Origin of the sequence: Haemophilus aegyptius, assembly GCF_900475885.1 — a bacterium.
In the GTDB taxonomy this organism is placed as follows: Bacteria; Pseudomonadota; Gammaproteobacteria; order Enterobacterales; family Pasteurellaceae; genus Haemophilus; species Haemophilus influenzae.
Genome location: NZ_LS483429.1, coordinates 1,345,964 through 1,363,473, shown reverse-complemented (window position 1 = coordinate 1,363,473; position 17,510 = coordinate 1,345,964). Strand labels below are relative to the sequence as shown.

The 17,510-nt window shown below is 38.4% G+C and carries 24 protein-coding genes and 1 tRNA gene; 19 read left to right on the top strand and 6 right to left on the bottom strand.

All coding sequences use genetic code 11. The features are described 5' to 3' along the window. Nucleotides 1–16: 16 nt before the first annotated feature. A complete protein-coding gene (locus DQN49_RS07130) occupies nt 17–313 on the bottom strand; it encodes a hypothetical protein (RefSeq protein ID WP_006996397.1) in 297 nt (98 codons plus the stop codon). A 20-nt stretch (nt 314–333) separates the two neighbouring features. Next, nucleotides 334–540 carry a helix-turn-helix transcriptional regulator gene (locus DQN49_RS07125; protein WP_005687166.1) on the bottom strand — a complete coding sequence of 69 codons (207 nt, stop codon included), beginning with the start codon at nt 538–540 and terminating at the stop codon, nt 334–336. A 130-nt stretch (nt 541–670) separates the two neighbouring features. Here DQN49_RS07125 and DQN49_RS07120 point away from each other — a divergent pair, with 130 nt between their 5' ends. Further along, nucleotides 671–1,327, top strand: coding sequence for a LexA family protein (locus tag DQN49_RS07120; protein WP_006996398.1), 657 nt, complete (start codon nt 671–673; stop codon nt 1,325–1,327). Between the two features lie 117 nt (nt 1,328–1,444). Next, entirely contained in the window at nt 1,445–2,290 is an 846-nt protein-coding gene (locus DQN49_RS07115) for a BRO family protein (protein WP_005692469.1), read from the top strand. Nucleotides 2,291–2,752: 462 nt separating this feature from the next. Here DQN49_RS07115 and DQN49_RS07110 read toward each other — a convergent pair whose 3' ends face one another. Continuing rightward, on the bottom strand, nt 2,753–2,923 hold the full coding sequence (locus DQN49_RS07110) for a YegP family protein (RefSeq protein WP_005650502.1): 171 nt from the start codon (nt 2,921–2,923) through the stop codon (nt 2,753–2,755). A gap of 14 nt (nt 2,924–2,937) precedes the next feature. Here DQN49_RS07110 and DQN49_RS07105 point away from each other — a divergent pair, with 14 nt between their 5' ends. The 14 genes from DQN49_RS07105 (at nt 2,938) to DQN49_RS07045 (ending at nt 11,240) form a co-directional block, all read left to right on the top strand. After that, entirely contained in the window at nt 2,938–3,159 is a 222-nt protein-coding gene (locus tag DQN49_RS07105) for a hypothetical protein (RefSeq protein WP_005650500.1), read from the top strand. 518 nt (nt 3,160–3,677) lie between these two features. Continuing rightward, nucleotides 3,678–4,169 (top strand): hypothetical protein, encoded by a 492-nt coding sequence (locus tag DQN49_RS07100; protein WP_006996400.1) that lies wholly within the window; start codon nt 3,678–3,680, stop codon nt 4,167–4,169. A 3-nt stretch (nt 4,170–4,172) separates the two neighbouring features. Next, nucleotides 4,173–4,265: a hypothetical protein gene (locus DQN49_RS07095; protein WP_005656638.1), complete on the top strand. Its 93-nt coding sequence runs from the start codon at nt 4,173–4,175 to the stop codon at nt 4,263–4,265. A 135-nt stretch (nt 4,266–4,400) separates the two neighbouring features. Continuing rightward, nucleotides 4,401–5,426, top strand: coding sequence for a hypothetical protein (locus DQN49_RS07090; protein WP_006996401.1), 1,026 nt, complete (start codon nt 4,401–4,403; stop codon nt 5,424–5,426). 329 nt (nt 5,427–5,755) lie between these two features. After that, nucleotides 5,756–6,607 carry a P22AR C-terminal domain-containing protein gene (locus DQN49_RS07085; protein WP_041175197.1) on the top strand — a complete coding sequence of 284 codons (852 nt, stop codon included), beginning with the start codon at nt 5,756–5,758 and terminating at the stop codon, nt 6,605–6,607. 74 nt (nt 6,608–6,681) lie between these two features. Then, on the top strand, nt 6,682–6,810 hold the full coding sequence (locus DQN49_RS10585) for a hypothetical protein (protein ID WP_257004071.1): 129 nt from the start codon (nt 6,682–6,684) through the stop codon (nt 6,808–6,810). Between the two features lies 1 nt (nt 6,811). After that, a complete protein-coding gene (locus DQN49_RS07080; protein ID WP_032826402.1) occupies nt 6,812–7,456 on the top strand; it encodes a translocation protein TolB precursor in 645 nt (214 codons plus the stop codon). Continuing rightward, nucleotides 7,456–7,890 (top strand): single-stranded DNA-binding protein, encoded by a 435-nt coding sequence (locus tag DQN49_RS07075; RefSeq protein WP_006996611.1) that lies wholly within the window; start codon nt 7,456–7,458, stop codon nt 7,888–7,890. The genes DQN49_RS07080 and DQN49_RS07075 overlap by 1 nt, the downstream gene beginning before the upstream one ends. Before the next feature lie 63 nt (nt 7,891–7,953). Then, nucleotides 7,954–8,706 (top strand): DUF7666 domain-containing protein, encoded by a 753-nt coding sequence (locus tag DQN49_RS07070; RefSeq protein WP_111723576.1) that lies wholly within the window; start codon nt 7,954–7,956, stop codon nt 8,704–8,706. A 124-nt stretch (nt 8,707–8,830) separates the two neighbouring features. Continuing rightward, complete coding sequence (gene rdgC / locus DQN49_RS07065; RefSeq protein WP_065246972.1) at nt 8,831–9,727, top strand: recombination-associated protein RdgC; 897 nt, start codon at nt 8,831–8,833, stop codon at nt 9,725–9,727. After that, nucleotides 9,724–9,969, top strand: a complete 246-nt coding sequence (locus DQN49_RS07060) for a hypothetical protein (protein ID WP_006996404.1) — start codon at nt 9,724–9,726, stop codon at nt 9,967–9,969. The genes rdgC and DQN49_RS07060 overlap by 4 nt, the downstream gene beginning before the upstream one ends. Further along, nucleotides 9,966–10,316 (top strand): hypothetical protein, encoded by a 351-nt coding sequence (locus DQN49_RS07055; RefSeq protein WP_111723574.1) that lies wholly within the window; start codon nt 9,966–9,968, stop codon nt 10,314–10,316. The genes DQN49_RS07060 and DQN49_RS07055 overlap by 4 nt, the downstream gene beginning before the upstream one ends. Before the next feature lie 143 nt (nt 10,317–10,459). Continuing rightward, a complete protein-coding gene (locus DQN49_RS07050) occupies nt 10,460–10,900 on the top strand; it encodes a Panacea domain-containing protein (RefSeq protein ID WP_005684834.1) in 441 nt (146 codons plus the stop codon). Then, a complete protein-coding gene (locus DQN49_RS07045; RefSeq protein WP_006996405.1) occupies nt 10,887–11,240 on the top strand; it encodes a hypothetical protein in 354 nt (117 codons plus the stop codon). Before DQN49_RS07050 ends, DQN49_RS07045 begins: the two co-directional genes overlap by 14 nt. Before the next feature lie 203 nt (nt 11,241–11,443). Here DQN49_RS07045 and DQN49_RS07040 read toward each other — a convergent pair whose 3' ends face one another. After that, nucleotides 11,444–11,617 carry a ribbon-helix-helix protein, CopG family gene (locus DQN49_RS07040; protein ID WP_006996406.1) on the bottom strand — a complete coding sequence of 58 codons (174 nt, stop codon included), beginning with the start codon at nt 11,615–11,617 and terminating at the stop codon, nt 11,444–11,446. 823 nt (nt 11,618–12,440) lie between these two features. On the opposite strand from DQN49_RS07040, the gene DQN49_RS07035 reads away from it, so the two are divergent. Then, entirely contained in the window at nt 12,441–12,587 is a 147-nt protein-coding gene (locus tag DQN49_RS07035; protein WP_006996407.1) for a hypothetical protein, read from the top strand. Nucleotides 12,588–12,887: 300 nt separating this feature from the next. Then, nucleotides 12,888–13,742: a P22AR C-terminal domain-containing protein gene (locus DQN49_RS07030; RefSeq protein ID WP_013527750.1), complete on the top strand. Its 855-nt coding sequence runs from the start codon at nt 12,888–12,890 to the stop codon at nt 13,740–13,742. Nucleotides 13,743–14,177: 435 nt separating this feature from the next. Here the strand turns inward: DQN49_RS07030 and DQN49_RS07020 are convergent, their stop codons facing one another. After that, nucleotides 14,178–15,425: a tyrosine-type recombinase/integrase gene (locus DQN49_RS07020; protein WP_032826373.1), complete on the bottom strand. Its 1,248-nt coding sequence runs from the start codon at nt 15,423–15,425 to the stop codon at nt 14,178–14,180. 241 nt (nt 15,426–15,666) lie between these two features. Next, nucleotides 15,667–15,743: transfer RNA gene (locus tag DQN49_RS07015), tRNA-Val, on the bottom strand. Between the two features lie 228 nt (nt 15,744–15,971). Here DQN49_RS07015 and pyk point away from each other — a divergent pair. After that, entirely contained in the window at nt 15,972–17,408 is a 1,437-nt protein-coding gene (gene pyk, locus DQN49_RS07010) for a pyruvate kinase (RefSeq protein ID WP_032826374.1), read from the top strand. The last annotated feature ends 102 nt before the right edge of the window (nt 17,409–17,510 follow it).

Below are 17,510 nucleotides of genomic sequence, written 5' to 3'. Positions count from 1 at the left end.
TCTCCTCGTGGCTTTTTTATTTACCCAAATACTTCTCACGTAACCGCTTATCAAAGCCTTGTGACGCAAGGAGTAACATTTCAAATTCACTTTTCTCAATCGCAATGTGCGTATCCGTATCAAAAACACCGAATTGACAAGCGGCGATAAAGTTAAATGTCTGAGTAAACTCTTCATTACTAATAAAGCGACTCAGTGTGCTAGACGCGGTTTCCATACCTTCCGCCACCTCGTATTGCTTTTGCTTGTAATATTTTTCGATAACCTGATCCGAAAGCACTCTTGCAGATCGCGTTAATTTATTGCGTGCCATTGCGTATTCCTGTTGGTAAATTAGCTTTGAGGCGGAAATACATCCTCGATACAAACTTTTGCTCCAAGTGAGTTCAGAGTTTGAACAATCTTCTGAGCAACACTTAACGATGGAGAACGTAATCCAGTCTCATAATTAGCAATTCGTGGTTGGCTCCATCCGATATGGTTGGCTAGTTGTCGCTGAGTAATCCCAAGTTGCCCTCGAATCTGTGAAAGGTTATTCATTGATAAATTTCCTTTTGTGATTTTTTATAATTCATTTAATCACATAACGGTATTTATATCAATCACAATATGAAATTATATGAATATAACGTAACGTGTTATTATTTGAACTAAAAGAAGGAGAAATAAAATGGCTACACTTGGCGAAAGAATAAAAGCGTATCGAGAACAGTTAAAAATCAGTCAAAAAGAATTAGCTGAGAGATGTAATAATATTGATACCAAAAGTGAGAATGCGCGTTGGGGACAACCGAGAATTGCTAATTATGAAAAAGGCAATAGAACGCCTGACCTCGAAGATATATCTATCATAAGTAAAGCACTTAATATCCTGCCTGAGGTTTTAGCCTTCGATTCAAACATAAGCGAGATCAAAGAGTCAATTTGTCGTTATCCATTATTAAGCCCAATCCAAGCAGGACTATGGACTGATATTAGATCGCTCGAAGGATTTGACGGTTACGAGATGATCCCAAGCACAGTCATCGCCTCTGAAAATTCCTTTTATCTACGAATTGAAGGGAAATCTATGCTCCCCCGATTCAACGAGGGCGATCTGGTTTTAATCGATCCTGATATTGTGCCAACGCCAGGAAAATTCGTGGTAGCAATTAATGGCGACAACGAGGCGACATTTAAACAATACAAAGAGCTTGGCACGAAAACACCAGAAGGCATACCGCACTTTGAGCTTGTTCCGCTCAATCCTATGTTCCCAACATTAAGCTCACTCAACCAAGAGATCCGCATTATTGGTGTGGCAAGGGAAAGAGTTGAAGTTTTGTAATTAAAATGCCAATCAAGGAAACCTGAAAAATTGGCTAATCTACCATAATTAATTTAGCGATAACTAAAAAACCACTTGACTTTACATGCTCAAAAAATCATACAATAAGGAATCAATATGACACAAAAACTTGGAAATAATATGACTCAATTAGCACTCGTATTTGAGGAGGGGACTTCTCTTTCATTTGACGATTTTGCGAAACAAAACGGAATTACATACTGGTATGCTTCTGATCTTGCTATGATGTTAGGGTATAACGATATGCAGGCGATTTTAAAAGCAATGAATAAGGCTTATGCTGTATGTAATAACTTAAATATTCCAATTGCAGACAACTTCATTCAGACACAATCGCCGAACACACCATCTGACTTTAAAATGACTCGCTTTGCTTGTTATCTAACGGTTATGAATGGAAATATAAGTAATCCAAAGGTTGCTGCAGCCCAAGCATATTTCGCTAAACTGGCAGATGAAATTCACACACTTTGCCAAAGCGCCGAAGAGGTGGATCGCGTTTACTTACGTGGCGACATTTCAGATAGAGAAAAAAGCCTGAGCCATATTGCCCACAAACACGGCGTGGAGAACTATGCTTTCTTCCAAAATGCTGGGTATAGAGGGATGTATAATATGAATATTAAAAGCTTAAAAAACAAAAAAGGACTATTTGATGACAAAGCATCACTGCTTGATTTCATGGATAATGAGGAGCTCGCAGCGAATATATTCCGCGTAACACAAACAGAAGCAAAAATAAGAAATCAAAATATTAAAGGGCAAAAAAATTTAGAAAATGCGGCTGAAACTGTTGGCCGATCTGTTCGTAATGTCATGATCTCAAATACTGGAACAGCACCTGAGGATCTCGCCCTTTCCCAAGAAAAAATTAACAAAATACAGTCAAGTATAAAGAAAACACATAAAGCACTAACAAAACACGACAGCAAGAAAAAATAATCCTCTATTTGACAAACAAACCGCCTCACTGGCGGTTTTTTATTACTCAAATCTACCCTTGCTTAAATTCGCCAAATCTACCCTTGCTTAAATTCGCCAAATCTTGCTTATCTCCATCTCAATTTACTGCAACTCTCTAAAAATTCCCCCTCATCATACTTGCTTAATTACAACTAAAACTTGCTTACACTCACAAAAGCACCTCAAAAATCAACCACACTTTTCTATTCTTGCTCATCTACTGGTTAAAAAACAATCAATCAAACACTATTCTCAAAAATTTATTTCTTTAGAAATCAACAATATAATCACATTATGAAATTTTTTAGATAAAAAAATCACAATTTGCATTGATTATATTATTTCAAAGCGTGATAATAAACCACATCAAAACGAGATACACAATCTCAATGCTCTTTAAAAATTTGTGATGAAAAAAGCCCTGCGAACAGGGCTTAGTTATTAAGATTCATAAATAGGTGTCTTTCTATCAGTATCCATAACTAGACCAATGCAATGTAGGCAGTTTTGTTTGGTTGTATAACCCTCGCTAACTGCAATGGTTTCATGATTGGCGGCTTTTAGTCGCCAATACCACTGATTGTTTACACCCTGAAATATCTGAAAATACATAGAGGTAGTTCCTTATGCAAGAAGAAATGAAACGCTATGCAATTTCTTATCACTTCGACGGCAAAAGGTGGGCGACAGATGTTTACGCCCATTCATTCGAAGAAGCGGAAGAAAAGCTAAAAGCAATGTCCCAAGGTACTGTTGACGGCGAGATTCACCTTTCAGTTTACATTCCTGAAAATCCGCTATCGAAAGTATCAAGGTTGATTACAAGAATAGCTAAAAAGTTTATGTAAGTCAGTGACTTTCATCACAAATTTTAAACAATTTGGTTAAAGAAACTCACTCGGCGGAAGCGCAGACGGAAGCCCAACGGTGCTAAGCGGTCGTTAGATTGAAAGCCCTAACCTACTTAGTTAAGAGTGAGTTTTAAAGTCTGCCCATGCAAAGCCAGTGAAAAACGGTGCAGTTGCCGAAAGTGGAGCTCAAGCAGGCGAATATCCCAATGTGGATATTTCAAAACACATTTGCTAGTACAGAGACACAGCGGCATGTGAAACCGTTGCGAATGATAGATGAATTGTGTTTTGAAATGGCAGACAAACGAGGAACGCAACAATGGAAAAATTAGAAATTAAAGTGTAATCACAGCCCTATTCTAGACAAAATCAGCATAGACTGATTGCACTACTCCACTGACCGATCGAAAGGGCGGTATTTTTTTAAACATTTGACACCGCTCCTGCTTCGAATTAGGATAGTACTACTTTCAACAGCCTCTTTTAGAGGTTTTTTTATACCCAAAGCGTGGAATATGACAGAATTATTTATTGAATCTGAATATCATTCAATTCCTCATCAATTTGCTGAATTTCGTGTAGCAAATGTTGATTATATTATTGATTTCTCATCGGATAATGATGTGATTGAAAGCCTCTTTTCTTTAGATGAACGCTTAGTGCCGCTATTAAAAAATCGTAAAACATACAGTATCAAATTTGGCGTAAAAGAATACTACGAAAGCACCGAACCAAGTATCGATCTATACGCTCCACCAATCAATCATCAGCTAAAGAAAACCGATATTCAGCATTTAAAAGAACAACTTGAAACATTGCTCTATAAGCACTATTTAATTTACCAACCTGAATGTTATTTTTTCATCGCCGAACGCCCCTCATTGAGCCGAATGTATCAAAAAATGTGCGACAATCGCCATCCACTTATGATAGACTTTCAACCAATCGGGCAACTAGGCGAAAACTCTGATTGTTTTATTATCAAAACCCCAAACTATAAGGAGTAAGCAATGGCAGAAACTAAACCCAGTGCAAAAGAACTTAAACGTCAAGCTATGCTTGCTTCACGTTTAGCTTACCAAAAAGCAAAAAATCAATCATAAAAATCCGCCCCGAAAATTCGGGGCTTTTTATTTGACACCGCCCCCACTTCGGATTAAGATACCCACACTTTCAACAGAAAGTCTGCAGCCACAATTAAGTGGCTTTTTTTGTATCAAAATTTTAAGGATAGCCATATGTGGAAAATTGAAAATGCCGAAGAGTTACTAAACTTCATTCAAGCATTAAAAACAGATGAAAAAATTAACCTTGAAAAGGTTGAACTGGATTTTCTAAAGCAAGTTAAAATCAAAATTCAAGGCGATCCACACCGTTATAATGGCAGTATCAACTATGCAATTTGCAAAGGAATTTGTGAGTTTCAAAACGAAATATGGCGTGCTTATGCTGAAATTAAAACGGGCAAACCGCATATTACCTTGTTAACCCAAGATGAAAAAGATGCATTAGAAATCACCTTTACCGTAAATGAAGGTTGCACAGAAATTATTGCTGATCTAAAAGATCTGTTCATTGCAATGCGAAAATTATTTAAAGAGATAACAAATGGTATGAATGGCACACAAAAAACACTAACTTGTACCGCATTAGTGTTAGGAATAGGCGGTACAATTATCGGAAGCAAATGGGTTGATAACCAAAAAGAAATTGAATTAGCAAAAATTGAAGCAACCGAAAACCAAATAAAACAACAAAATGAAAGCGATGCATTAAAACAAGCATTTCAAACTATTCAAACTGTGGCAACTGAAAGCAATAATCCACGCTTCAAACAATCCATACAGGCAGTTGAACTGCATACCGATAAAGCCTATAGCGAAATGATAAGAGCAACAAGCGATGCAGAACAAGTGACGATTTCAAACGGCAACAAAACAGAAATTAAACTAGACAAACCGCAGTTAAATAAAATTGTAGATGACCTAACCGCCCAAGAAAAAGCAACCACTACACCTGAATCAATGGACTTATACATTGACGGCGTTAAACGCCAAGAAGGCAAAATCACGCTATTTGTGAGAACCTTACAAAGCGAAACCTTTACCGCCAACCTAGACGCGGATATGCTGGGTGAAGAAGGTGTAAACGAAATTATCGACCGTATTAAAGATATTAACACCATAAAACTTGAAGGAATGGTAAAACGCCGTGCTGGGAAAATAGAACAAGCGAGTTTCTCTAGCATTATTCACGAAGAATAAAATCTAATTGACAAATTAACCGCTCTTTGGCTAAACTACGTCTCACTTTCAACAGAAAGTCGGGATACTGCAATTTTCCGAATATACGAGCGGTTAGAAAAGACGGACGCTCAATGCGTCTTTTTTTATAACTGAAAATCAGTAAATTAAACCTTTCAAAGGTAGTGTCAAATTGACACCCCCTTTCAAAAGTAGTCAATGATGGGCTGGTTGAGGAGATCGAAAGATCTGCCGTTTCTCGTATGCGGTTATTGCAGACCTCAATCAGTTCATCGCCAGTACTGCAATTCTGACGATGAGTTTTTAAAACTTATACGAGGACAGTCAAAATGACTACATTAACTTTTCAAAACACTACTCTTTCAGTTATCAATCAACACAACCAAACTTTTATTACAGCGAACGATCTTGGTTTAGCTTTAGAATACGCTATGCCAATGCAAGCGATTTTAAAAATCTACGACCGCAATGCAGATGAATTTACCGCAGAAATGACCGCACTTGTGGAAATGCAAACCGCAGGCGGACTACAAAAAGTGCGTATTTTCTCATTGCGTGGCGCACACCTAATTGCAATGTTTGCTCGCACCAAAATCGCCAAAGCGTTTAGAAAATGGGTACTCGATGTTTTAGATGAAGAAGTCAAAAAATCGACCGCACTTTTACCAAACACAATTACACCAGAGCAACAACAAGCAATTCAATCTGCGGTGCAACAAGCGCACCACAGAACAGGCTTACACTGGCAAGAGATTTACCGCCAATTAAAAGCCATGTTCCACATTGCCAAATACGACCAGTTACCACAAGACCAATACGGCAATGCAATGGCGTTCATTATGAACTTACAGCCTATTGTCTTGCCATCAGTCGAAAAGAAATACACCCGTGAATTTACAGAACATGACCTACAACAGCTCGTTTGGGCGTGGTTCGCTTTATTGCGTGGCACGGAACTTTGCCAAGTACTTCACCCAGCATTAAAACAAATTGGTTCGCACTACGCTGCTTCCGTTCATGACATTGCTTACGAATATCGCAGCACTCTCCGTCAAGCCCATAACGTATTGACACGCATTACAGAGCAATTTGAATGCGAGCAAGGCAATAACTGGCGTGTATTAAAACATCTTCGAGCCTACAACCCTAAAGCAACAGGATTTCAGCTAGACATTCTCTAAAACATCACAAAATCCGACCGCACTTTACCGTGTGGCGGATTATCACACCTAAAATCCGACAAAAGGAACAGAAAATGAACAAATTAATCATTACGCTCGTGTGTGCATTTGTGGTGTACATGGCGCACGCCCTAAATCTTAATCAAGACTGTGACGGTAAAATCTGTCACACCGAAATAATTTCAACCATAGAGGGAAAATAAAATGTACCAACTCAAAGCTAAATGCTCTGGCTTGGCTGATTTAATGGTAAAGCCTAAAAGCGGTAATGGAATATCTGCTACAGCAAAAAGTGCGGTGAGAAAGATAGTGAAATTTGATTTATTCGGTTATCGAGATTTTGAGGGGAATAAATACACCGAGAAAGGTATCGCACTAGAAGAACAAGCCATTAAGTTAAGCGGTCGTAAGCGTGGATTACCTCTTAAAAAGAACACGGAAAGGCGTGAAAACGATTGGATTACAGGCGAGTGCGATATTTATGTGCCAAGTCGAAAATTAATCATAGATACTAAATGCTCTTGGGATATTGGTTCACACCCTTTTTTTGCTGATGAGGCGGAAGAAAAAGCGAAAAAAGCGGGTTATGACGCACAAATGCAAGGCTATATGTGGCTATGGGATTGTAGTGAGGCGCAAATTGATTTTGTCCTCCTCCCCACTCCTTATGACCAATTATCAAGCTATGACGACCCAAACAGATACATTGACTTGGTTGAGCAAATCCCCCAAGAAAAACGTATCACCACGGTCACAATTAAACGTGATGAGAAAATCATCGAGAAAATCAAAGAGCGGGTAGAAATTGCTCAAGAATATTATCAACAACTCATACAGGAGATGCGCTAATGGCACGTAATACCAACACCGTGATATTAGTCGGTCATTTAGGCAGTGACCCAGAAATCCGCCAATTCCAAAATGGCGGGCAAATTGCCACATTTAATCTTGCTATCGGCGATGATTACCGAGATAAACAAGGTAATACAGTTAAACGTACGCATTGGATACCTATTGTGGTGCATGGCAATTCTGCTGATGTAGCAAGACAATATCTGCAAAAAGGCTCAAAAATCTGTGTAACAGGAAAACTAGTACAGGAAAGCTGGCAAGACCAAAACGGCAATAATCGCACCGCACTTAAAGTAGCGACACAATCCTTTGAAATGCTAGACAGCAAGGTAAGCAATGAAACACAACAGCCAAGCAAAGACAAAGAAAAACCCGACCCATTAAGCGCAGCAGCTGAACAAGATGGGTTTAATGATGATATTCCGTTTTGAGTTACATGATAAGCCACTAACCAATAGTGGCTTTTTTATTATCTAAATTTGAGAGACAAAAAAATGACTGAAGAAAACAAAGAAATTATAGCTTATAAAGGGTTTAAGCAAGACTGGACTTGTCGAGGTTATCAGTATGAGGTAGGCAAAACGTATGAGCATAAAGGTAATGTTGAGGCTTGTGAGAGTGGATTCCACGCCTGCGAATACCCGCTTGATGTGCTTAGCTATTACAGTCCAGCGGTAAGTAAATTTGCTGTAGTTAAAATGAGCGGCGAAACATCAAAAGATAGTGATGATACAAAAATTGCATCTGCAAAAATCACGATCGAAACCGAAATTAACTTACCGGAAATGATAAAAAAAGCCGTTGAATGGATAAAAGGTAAAGTTGATTGGGATGCTGCCAAGGTGTCCAATACAGGCTATCGGTCGGTAGCGACTAATACAGGCTATCAGTCGGCAGCAACCAATACAGGCAATCGGTCGGCAGCAACCAATACAGGCAATCTGTCGGCAGCAACCAATACAGGCGATTGGTCGGCAGCAACCAATACAGGCAATCTGTCGGCAGCAACCAATACAGGCAATTGGTCGGCAGCGGAAGTATCTGGCAAGCAATCTATAGCTGTCGCGCTTGGTTGGCAATCTAAAGCTAAGGCGAGTATCGATGGTGCGATTGTTTGTGTGTATCGCAATCATGAGGGCGAGCTAATCCATATCAAAGCATCAAAAGTCGGTGAAAATAACATCAAAGCTGATACTTGGTACACGTTAGATGAATTTGGTGAGTTTGTTGAGGTTAAAGATGACTAAAAACCATATAGAGAACCTGTCTATGGTAGTGATAGATTCGTGGTTGAAGAACACTACTACGAAGATGATGCTTAAAATCTGCCGCTATTAATTAGCGGCTTTTTATTTATGAGGAATAATAAAAATGTACTGGTTTAGAAATGCAATTATTTACCAATTAACAAAACAAATAGACTTTGAGAGTATCGAAAAACAACTCAAAGAATGTAAATTTACTCCGTGTGGTTCAGCAGATGTTAGCCATTTCGGTTGGTCTGCTCCGCTCGTCACCAGCGAAAATTTAGCACATCAAGCGAACGGAAAAATCTTACTTGTAGCTAAACGAGAAGAGAAGATTTTGCCTGTGGAAGTTGTGAATCGTGAACTCAATAAACGAATCACTGCACTTGAAGAAAAAGAACAGCGAAAATTAAAGAAAGTAGAACGATTATCCCTAAAAGATGACGTGATAGCTACTCTACTTCCGCAAGCATTTTCTCGCATCAAAACGACCGCACTTTACATCGACACGTTGAAACAACTTATCTTTGTTGATGCAGCATCAAGTAAAACAGCTGAGGATGCACTCGCACTTTTGCGCAAATCGCTAGGTAGTTTGCTAGTAGTACCGTTGGCGTTTAACTGTGCGCCATGCGAAGTGATGACAAAATGGGTTACAGATACTGCGCCCGATTGGCTCATCTTGCGCGAAGAAGTAGAAATTCGGGAAAAAGAAGATTTAGGCATTATTCATTGCAAGCAAAAAGATGTTGAAGATGAGGAAATTATCGAACTTGCAAAAAATGGCTCAGTATCAAAACTCGCACTTGAGTGGGAAGACAACCTTAAATTTGTATTAATCGAAGACGGTACGCTGAAACGCTTGAAGTTTGATGACAATATCACCGTTAAGAACGATGACATTGTAAAAGAAGACGTGACAGCTCGTTTTGATGCAGATTTTGTCTTAATGGCGAGCGTGCTTGGTAAAACAGTGGATAGCCTAATAAAAGAATTTGGCGGGATTAGGGATAGATTATGAGATTACTTAAACGGCTAGCTGAAAAAGTCCTGATGGACGATCTTAGACGATTGGATAAACAGATTAATCAATCTATCGAACTCCATGAATTGAAGCTACGAAAATTGGGTGAATTAATTGAAAGTTTGAAAGCTGAGAATGATCAACTAAAACAGGAAAATACGATGCTTGAAACTGAGCTTAGAGCGATAAAACAAGAACGTATTTTAAGTAAACTTAAAAAGAAAAGAAAACGTAAATGAATGAAATTAACATCAAAATCCCCTTACATAAATTCCAAACATTAATACACCGTTATGTTAGAGACAGCCTACACGATAACGGAACGCCTGTTTTAATCTGCATCCACGATGTTAAAGAGTATTGGGCGGTGCTAGATAGCCATACAAGAGAAAAAATTAAGGGCGAAGTGACATTTTTTATCAAAGAATATCATCATCTACGCAATGATGAATTCTTTAAGAAAGATTTAGCTGCTTGGAGTGAATTAGCCGACTGGATAAATGAAAACCGCAGTAGTACATCAACAACTGGCACAACAGCAAAACCACTTGTGCCTGTGGTTAATCTCAAACAGATGGAAAAATAACATTTTTCACATACAGTATTTCCTTAAAAACACTTTTTGTGGCACAATGTTAAGAAGAATTGAATATATTGTTCTTTGACAACCTGTATTTGTACATCAAATGCAGGTTTTTATACTTTAAACTGTTTATTTAAGGAGGAAGTATGGCTTATTCAGCAATGCAAGTGGCAAATGCTTTTATTCAGAAGGCTCAAGAAGGGAAGATTCCCAACCTCACGCCAATGAAATTACAAAAGTTACTTTTCTTTGCTCAATCTTGGTATTTGAAAAATAATAAATCTCGCCTTTTTAATGACGAATTTATCCGTTGGCAATATGGCCCAGTTGTTCAATCAGTGTATTATGAATTTGCTAAAAATAAAGGAACTGAAATTAAACATAAAGCGAAAAATAGCTTTGGTACCGATTTCGAGTCTCGACTAAATCGCGAAGATGAATTTTTTCTTGATGAGCTTATTACTGCTTATGGCGAATATACTGGCTGGCAACTTTCAGAAATGACACATACTCAAGGTGGTGCTTGGGAAAAAGGAAAGTTAGGCTCTATTATCTCTGACTTGGAAATGTATCATGGCAGAGTTTAATCGTAATCAAAAGATAAAACCAAGCATCTCTCCTAAACTTACAAAAGCACCGCGTGAATTTGAGCAAGAACAACCCACTAAATCGAATTCACTTGAAGAGCAAGATGTTAGTGATAGAAAGACCAACCGAAATTTGCGCATTATTTACGCCGTTATCGCATTACTCTTTGCAATAGCGAGCACTGTTTATTGGATGCGTTTTGTTATTTTTTATTACGATCCAGAGAAACACTCCGATGCTGTATTTGGCATTATTACTTCAGCTTGCACCATAAACATTGTTGCTGCCTTTATTTCAATCACAAAGGGATTATTCCCTATTTTGAGTAAAAACGAATAAAATCAGATATTGACAAAAACCGCCATCAACGGATAAGATAACCGCACTAACAATACAAGTCGGTTATCAAACGCTCCGATTCAAAAGCGGTTTTTTTGTACCTAAAATCTAGGTAAAGATCACTTATGATCGGGTCGAGAGAACCTAATAAAATACCTTAGGGGAATAAGTTCCGCCATCTTGTATTGGTAGTTGAAGCCCGATCAACCATGATAATTCAAAATCATCTCCTCAATTAAAGCCGTTTTTGATTTTCCTGTTTGTTCGCTTAAAGCATTTAATTGCTGGATAATATCTTCTTTCAATTTAAAACCAACCATACGCACACCGCGTTTTTTATCAGAACGATCTTGAATTTCTTTTTTAGTCATCGCCATAGCAACCTCTTTATTGACAAAAAATACGACAAGCTATACTATTTGGGAACTGCCTAGTGACGGTGGCAGCCGCCACTAGGACTTTTAGATTCTAATCTAGCAAGCTGGCAGGCTTACTAAGATTAAAATAACTAGGATTAACAGCTTAATACACATAATCCAGTTCCTTTTTTATTTGCCGCTCTCACAAAGGGCGGCTTCTTCATTTTCAGCCCTTCTGAAAACAAATTTATTATAGTTTAAACTACAATATTTAGCAAATGATTTTTTATAGTTTTAAATATATTTTCTACTTGACACCCCTATAAAACTAAACTACTATTCGCCTCAAGGTGTCGAAACCTAGTAAAGGCGGTAGTAAGTGGATCGCCAAAAGTGCGGTCTTTTTTTATGCCGAAATCTCGACAATGTCGGGAGGGCGAGGAATAAAAGACCTTCGGGGAATAACTCCAGCCTAACCTTTACAGGCTTTCGAACCTCCCGACGCCCAGTGTCGAAACTGGTCAATTTCAGAAAACCAAGCGGTTGTTGAAGCCCGATCACCCTACAAAATTGAAAATGAAAGAATTTGATAAAGCCTGTTTACAACACAGGCTTTTTTGTTATATTATTCCGCTAACGGTGCTCAACACACCAATGACTCATAGCGGAACAGACCGCATTAAGTGCGGTATTTTTTTATCCTGATTTTATGATCGGGTGGCGTTTCGTACATATAATACCGCAAGGGAAAACGAAAGGCTGTCTATGAGCAATGTTGAAGCACCCGATCGCCCTATCTCAACAGTAGGGTTTTGTAAAATTACTCATAGGATAAAAAATTATGTCAAACTTAGCAATTCTAGACACTTCTATTCGTCAATTAGATAATCTCTTTTCATTAACTGACTTACACAAAGCTAGTGGTGGTGATGAAAAACATAAACCTGTTTTATTCTTACGTCTTGACACCCACCGCCCAATCATTTAGGATATTCTCACTTTCAACAGAAAGTCGGGAATTGGCGTTCCTGAATAACACGGCGGTTAGAAACAATAGTCGCCTAAATGGTGGCTTTTTTTATAGCCGAAAAACAGAAAATCAAACCCTTTTAAAGGGGTACATCAGTTTGATACCCCCCTTCCAAAAGTAGTCAATGATGGACTGGTTAAGGGATCGAAAGATCGCCGTTTACACCGTGTTACGGTACGCCAACCTTGATCAGTTCATCACCAGTAATTGGCGTTGCTTGTGATGAGTTTTTAAAACTTAAACACGGAGGCAGTCAAAATGACTACTACATTAACTTTCCAAACAACTACTCTTTCGGTTATCAATCAAAACAACCAAATTTGGTTAACGGTTACAGAGATCGGCAAAGCATTAGGTTATTCAGATCCTTTTAAGTCTGTTAAAAATATCTACGACCGTCACCGCGACGAATTTACCGAAAAAATGACCGCACTTATCGACATGCCAACGGCAGGCGGATTACAAAAAGTGCGTATTTTCTCATTGCGTGGCGCACACCTAATTGCAATGTTTGCTCGCACCAAAATCGCCAAAGCGTTTAGAAAATGGGTACTCGATGTTTTAGATGAAGAAGTCAAAAAATCGACCGCACTTTTACCAAACACAATTACACCAGAGCAACAACAAGCAATTCAATCTGCGGTGCAACAAGCGCACCACAGAACAGGCTTACACTGGCAAGAGATTTACCGCCAATTAAAAGCCATGTTCCACATTGCCAAATACGACCAGTTACCACAAGACCAATACGGCAATGCAATGGCGTTCATTATGAACTTACAGCCTATTGTCTTGCCATCAGTCGAAAAGAAATACACCCGTGAATTTACAGAACATGACCTACAACAGCTCGTTTGGGCGTGGTTCGCTTTATTGCGTGGCACGGAACTTTGCCAAGTACTTCACCCAGCATTAAAACAAATTGGTTCGCACTACGCTGCTTCCGTTTATAGCATGGCTTACGAATATCGCAGCACTCTCCGTCATGCCCATAACGTATTGACACGCATTACAGAGCAATTTGAATGCGAGCAGGGTAATAACTGGCGTGTATTAAAATATCTTCGAGCCTATAACCCTAAAGCAACAGGCTTTCAGCTAGATATTCTCTAAAACATCACAAAATCCGACCGCACTTTTTTAAGCCTGCGGCGGATTCTCACACCTAAAATCCGACAAAAGGAACAGAAAATGAACAAATTAATCATTACGCTCGTGTGTGCATTTGTAGTGTATATGGCGCACGCCCTAAACCTTAATCAAGACTGTGACGGTAAAATCTGTCACACCGAACAGACACAACAGTATTAACGAACCACCGCTCTTATGGGCGGTTTTTATTGGAGGAAATATGGAATCTACGACAAGAAAATTACATAATTTGAAAACTGTTTCTAGTTTATTAGATATGAGCGCACCAACAATTTACAGAAAGATAAAAAACGACCCCAATTTTCCAAAGCCTCATCTAGTCGGTGGGAATAATTTTTGGACTGATGCACAAATAAATGACTACATTGAAAGAATTGAATCAGGCTGCTATTCATCTTAGCAGCCCATTAATGCTTTCCCATCAGATGCCTCTTCTACAAAATTCCCCCACCACTGCATATATTCGATCCGTTGTGGCATATACTTTGCTTTATTGTATGTGCCACGAACGGAAGAATATTCAAAATGTGCCAAGCACACCTCAATAATCTCACTGTTAAATTCAGCCTCATTCATAGCTGTGCTAAAAACAGATCGTAAACCATGTGCGGTCAAAATATTCCTATAACCGATCCGTCCAAGTGCTTTATTTGGCGTCTCTTTCGATATAGGCTGTCTTGGATTTTTTTTGCTAGGGAAAACAAACTTACTATTGCAACGATTCAACTTCTGTAACAAACGCAAAATCGTTACAGCTTGTTTGGATAATGGCAAGATAAAATCTTGTACTTTACCTTGTCGCCCCTTCATTTTTTCTTTCGGTATATTCAATAAGCTGTTTTCGAAATCTACATTTTCCCATTCTAATTGAGTAATAGCCCCAGCCCGACCTGCGGTAAGCAGTAGTAGCTCTAATGCACAACGAGTTTCAATTTCAAGGGTACTATTCTGCAAATCTTCAAACAATTTAGGTAATTGCTCTGGGCGAATAGTAGGGTTATTTTCAGCTATTGGTCGAATAAATACCCTTCCAATATCTGCGGTTGCATTATAATTAATTACCCCTCTATTAACCGAATAAATCATTATTTGGTTTAAATAACCAATAATACGATGCAATGTATCCAATTTTCCTGCTCGTTCTAATGGTTTTAATTTCTCAATAGCAAGAGGAGCAGAAATCTCACTAATAGAATAATGCCCCAACACTTTAAACAAGTGACGTTCTAACCGTTTCCCAATATCAATAAAAGTCACTTCTTTTAATCGACCAGTATCAACTTCATTTTTCTTTAGGTATAGCCATTCCCTCCCCATTTCGCTCAAGGTAAATTGACGTTCTTGGATGGCTTTTTGTTCTTGCTGTAAACGATAATCTTGCGGATCGATATTTTTCGCCAACAAAGAACGATATAAATCCCTAATCTCTCGAGCGTCTTTTAATGAAATCTCAGGATAAACACCAAGACTAATTAAAGTTCTTTTTTTGGAAATTGGTTTATAATATTGGAATCGCCAAATTTTCGAACCGTTCATTTTTACGAGCAAGAAAAGACCTTGGCCATCAGACAGTGAATAGTCTTTCTCTTTAGGTTTAGCATTATTGATTTCTGTAATGCTTAATGGTTTCACTAATACAGCCATCCTCCCCCCCATTTGGTATTACGAAAATAATTTTGGTAAGCGTGATTTTTTAATTTTTTTATGAATTTTGGTATTACGACACCTAAAAATCCAAAATCATATTACCAAATATAATACCAAAAAAGTGAGTTAGATTAATATAGATTGATATAGATTGACTTTATAAAATCAGATAACGCCTTGATTCACCAGGAAATTAAATTTTATTTGATATGGATTGAGAGGGATTGAAAAGAAAATTTGGTGCGACTAGCTGGACTCGAACCAGTGACCCCCACCATGTCAAGGTGGTGCTCTAACCAACTGAGCTATAGTCGCACTGTGTGAAGTAGTCGTGATTATAGATATTTTTAACTTGAACACAAGTATTTTTCTTAAAACCCGATATAACTGGCAAAAAAGTAAACAAAACCAGCTTAAATAACTGAGCCGTTTTTGATTTCCAAAAATTTTAAGCGTATAATGTGCACCGATTTTTTATCTGGCTAATATGTAGCGAAGTAAAATAACACCTTTAAAATTTTGTAATTATTGACGGAGTAAATAATGTCTAGAAGACTAAGAAGAACGAAGATTGTATGTACTATGGGCCCATCAACTGACCGTGATAACAATCTTGAAAAAATTATCGCAGCGGGCGCAAACGTAGTTCGTATGAACTTCTCTCACGGTACACCTGATGACCATATCGGACGTGCTGAACGTGTACGTTCTATTGCGAAAAAATTAGGTAAAACCGTGGCAATCTTAGGTGATTTACAAGGTCCTAAAATTCGTGTTTCTACTTTTAAAGACGGTAAAATTTTCTTAAACGTTGGCGATAAATTCATTCTTGATGCAGAGTTACCAAAAGGCGAAGGCACTCAAGAATCCGTTGGTTTAGACTATAAAACGCTTCCACAAGATGTTGTTCCGGGCGACATTCTTTTATTAGATGATGGCCGTGTTCAATTAAAAGTATTATCAACTGATGGTGCAAAAGTTTTCACTGAAGTTACTGTTGGTGGTCCATTATCAAATAATAAAGGTATCAATAAATTAGGTGGCGGTTTATCTGCGGATGCCCTAACAGAAAAAGATAAAGCCGACATTATTACCGCTGCACGCATTGGTGTTGATTTCTTAGCCGTTTCTTTCCCTCGTTCAAGTGCAGATTTAAATTATGCACGTGAACTTGCTCAACAAGCAGGTTTAAATGCAAAAATCGTTGCTAAAGTTGAACGTGCAGAAACCGTTGCTAATGATGAAGCCATGGACGATATTATTTTAGCCTCTGATGTAATTATGGTTGCACGTGGTGACTTAGGTGTAGAAATCGGCGATCCTGAATTAGTCGGTGTACAGAAAAAATTAATTCGTCGTTCACGTCAATTAAATCGTGCTGTAATTACAGCGACTCAAATGATGGAATCAATGATTAGTAACCCAATGCCAACGCGTGCTGAAGTGATGGACGTTGCAAACGCAGTATTAGATGGAACTGATGCAGTTATGCTTTCTGCAGAAACAGCAGCAGGTCAATATCCTTCTGAAACAGTGGCAGCAATGGCTAGCGTATGTTTAGGTGCAGAAAAAATGCCAAGCATTAACGTTTCTCGTCACCGTATGGATAAAGAATTTGAAACCATTGAAGAATCTGTTGCGATGTCTGCAATGTATGCAGCAAACCACATGAAAGGTGTAGCGGCAATCGTCACTTTAACTAGCACAGGTCGTACTCCATTATTAATGTCACGCATTAGCTCTGGCTTACCAATCTTTGCTTTATCTCGTAATCAAGAAACCCTAAACCTTTGTGCACTATACCGCGGTGTAACACCAGTTTATCACGGCGAAGAAAGTCGTACAGAAGCAAGTGCAAAAGCAGCACTTCAATCATTAAAAGAAAAAGGTTATTTATCTACTGGCGATTTAGTGCTGGTAACCCAAGGTGGTCAAGGTGCGACACAAACTAACGTATGTCGTACATTAATTGTTGAATAATCAACAATCTAAATATGTTAAAATAAAAGAGCGGTGGATTTTTCCACCGTTTTTTATTTCCTTTTTTCACCGCACTTTTCACTTAAATCCAATAGATATTTG

Bases quoted from the DNA above. Each gene is read 5' to 3' on its own strand.
- DQN49_RS07130 (WP_006996397.1), bottom strand. From the start codon at position 313: ATGGCACGCAATAAATTAACGCGATCTGCAAGAGTGCTTTCGGATCAG.
- DQN49_RS07125 (WP_005687166.1), bottom strand. From the start codon at position 540: ATGAATAACCTTTCACAGATTCGAGGGCAACTTGGGATTACTCAGCGA.
- DQN49_RS07120 (WP_006996398.1), top strand. From the start codon at position 671: ATGGCTACACTTGGCGAAAGAATAAAAGCGTATCGAGAACAGTTAAAA.
- DQN49_RS07115 (WP_005692469.1), top strand. From the start codon at position 1,445: ATGACACAAAAACTTGGAAATAATATGACTCAATTAGCACTCGTATTT.
- DQN49_RS07110 (WP_005650502.1), bottom strand. From the start codon at position 2,923: ATGTATTTTCAGATATTTCAGGGTGTAAACAATCAGTGGTATTGGCGA.
- DQN49_RS07105 (WP_005650500.1), top strand. From the start codon at position 2,938: ATGCAAGAAGAAATGAAACGCTATGCAATTTCTTATCACTTCGACGGC.
- DQN49_RS07100 (WP_006996400.1), top strand. From the start codon at position 3,678: ATGACAGAATTATTTATTGAATCTGAATATCATTCAATTCCTCATCAA.
- DQN49_RS07095 (WP_005656638.1), top strand. From the start codon at position 4,173: ATGGCAGAAACTAAACCCAGTGCAAAAGAACTTAAACGTCAAGCTATG.
- DQN49_RS07090 (WP_006996401.1), top strand. From the start codon at position 4,401: ATGTGGAAAATTGAAAATGCCGAAGAGTTACTAAACTTCATTCAAGCA.
- DQN49_RS07085 (WP_041175197.1), top strand. From the start codon at position 5,756: ATGACTACATTAACTTTTCAAAACACTACTCTTTCAGTTATCAATCAA.
- DQN49_RS10585 (WP_257004071.1), top strand. From the start codon at position 6,682: ATGAACAAATTAATCATTACGCTCGTGTGTGCATTTGTGGTGTACATG.
- DQN49_RS07080 (WP_032826402.1), top strand. From the start codon at position 6,812: ATGTACCAACTCAAAGCTAAATGCTCTGGCTTGGCTGATTTAATGGTA.
- DQN49_RS07075 (WP_006996611.1), top strand. From the start codon at position 7,456: ATGGCACGTAATACCAACACCGTGATATTAGTCGGTCATTTAGGCAGT.
- DQN49_RS07070 (WP_111723576.1), top strand. From the start codon at position 7,954: ATGACTGAAGAAAACAAAGAAATTATAGCTTATAAAGGGTTTAAGCAA.
- rdgC (WP_065246972.1), top strand. From the start codon at position 8,831: ATGTACTGGTTTAGAAATGCAATTATTTACCAATTAACAAAACAAATA.
- DQN49_RS07060 (WP_006996404.1), top strand. From the start codon at position 9,724: ATGAGATTACTTAAACGGCTAGCTGAAAAAGTCCTGATGGACGATCTT.
- DQN49_RS07055 (WP_111723574.1), top strand. From the start codon at position 9,966: ATGAATGAAATTAACATCAAAATCCCCTTACATAAATTCCAAACATTA.
- DQN49_RS07050 (WP_005684834.1), top strand. From the start codon at position 10,460: ATGGCTTATTCAGCAATGCAAGTGGCAAATGCTTTTATTCAGAAGGCT.
- DQN49_RS07045 (WP_006996405.1), top strand. From the start codon at position 10,887: ATGGCAGAGTTTAATCGTAATCAAAAGATAAAACCAAGCATCTCTCCT.
- DQN49_RS07040 (WP_006996406.1), bottom strand. From the start codon at position 11,617: ATGGCGATGACTAAAAAAGAAATTCAAGATCGTTCTGATAAAAAACGC.
- DQN49_RS07035 (WP_006996407.1), top strand. From the start codon at position 12,441: ATGTCAAACTTAGCAATTCTAGACACTTCTATTCGTCAATTAGATAAT.
- DQN49_RS07030 (WP_013527750.1), top strand. From the start codon at position 12,888: ATGACTACTACATTAACTTTCCAAACAACTACTCTTTCGGTTATCAAT.
- DQN49_RS07020 (WP_032826373.1), bottom strand. From the start codon at position 15,425: ATGGCTGTATTAGTGAAACCATTAAGCATTACAGAAATCAATAATGCT.
- pyk (WP_032826374.1), top strand. From the start codon at position 15,972: ATGTCTAGAAGACTAAGAAGAACGAAGATTGTATGTACTATGGGCCCA.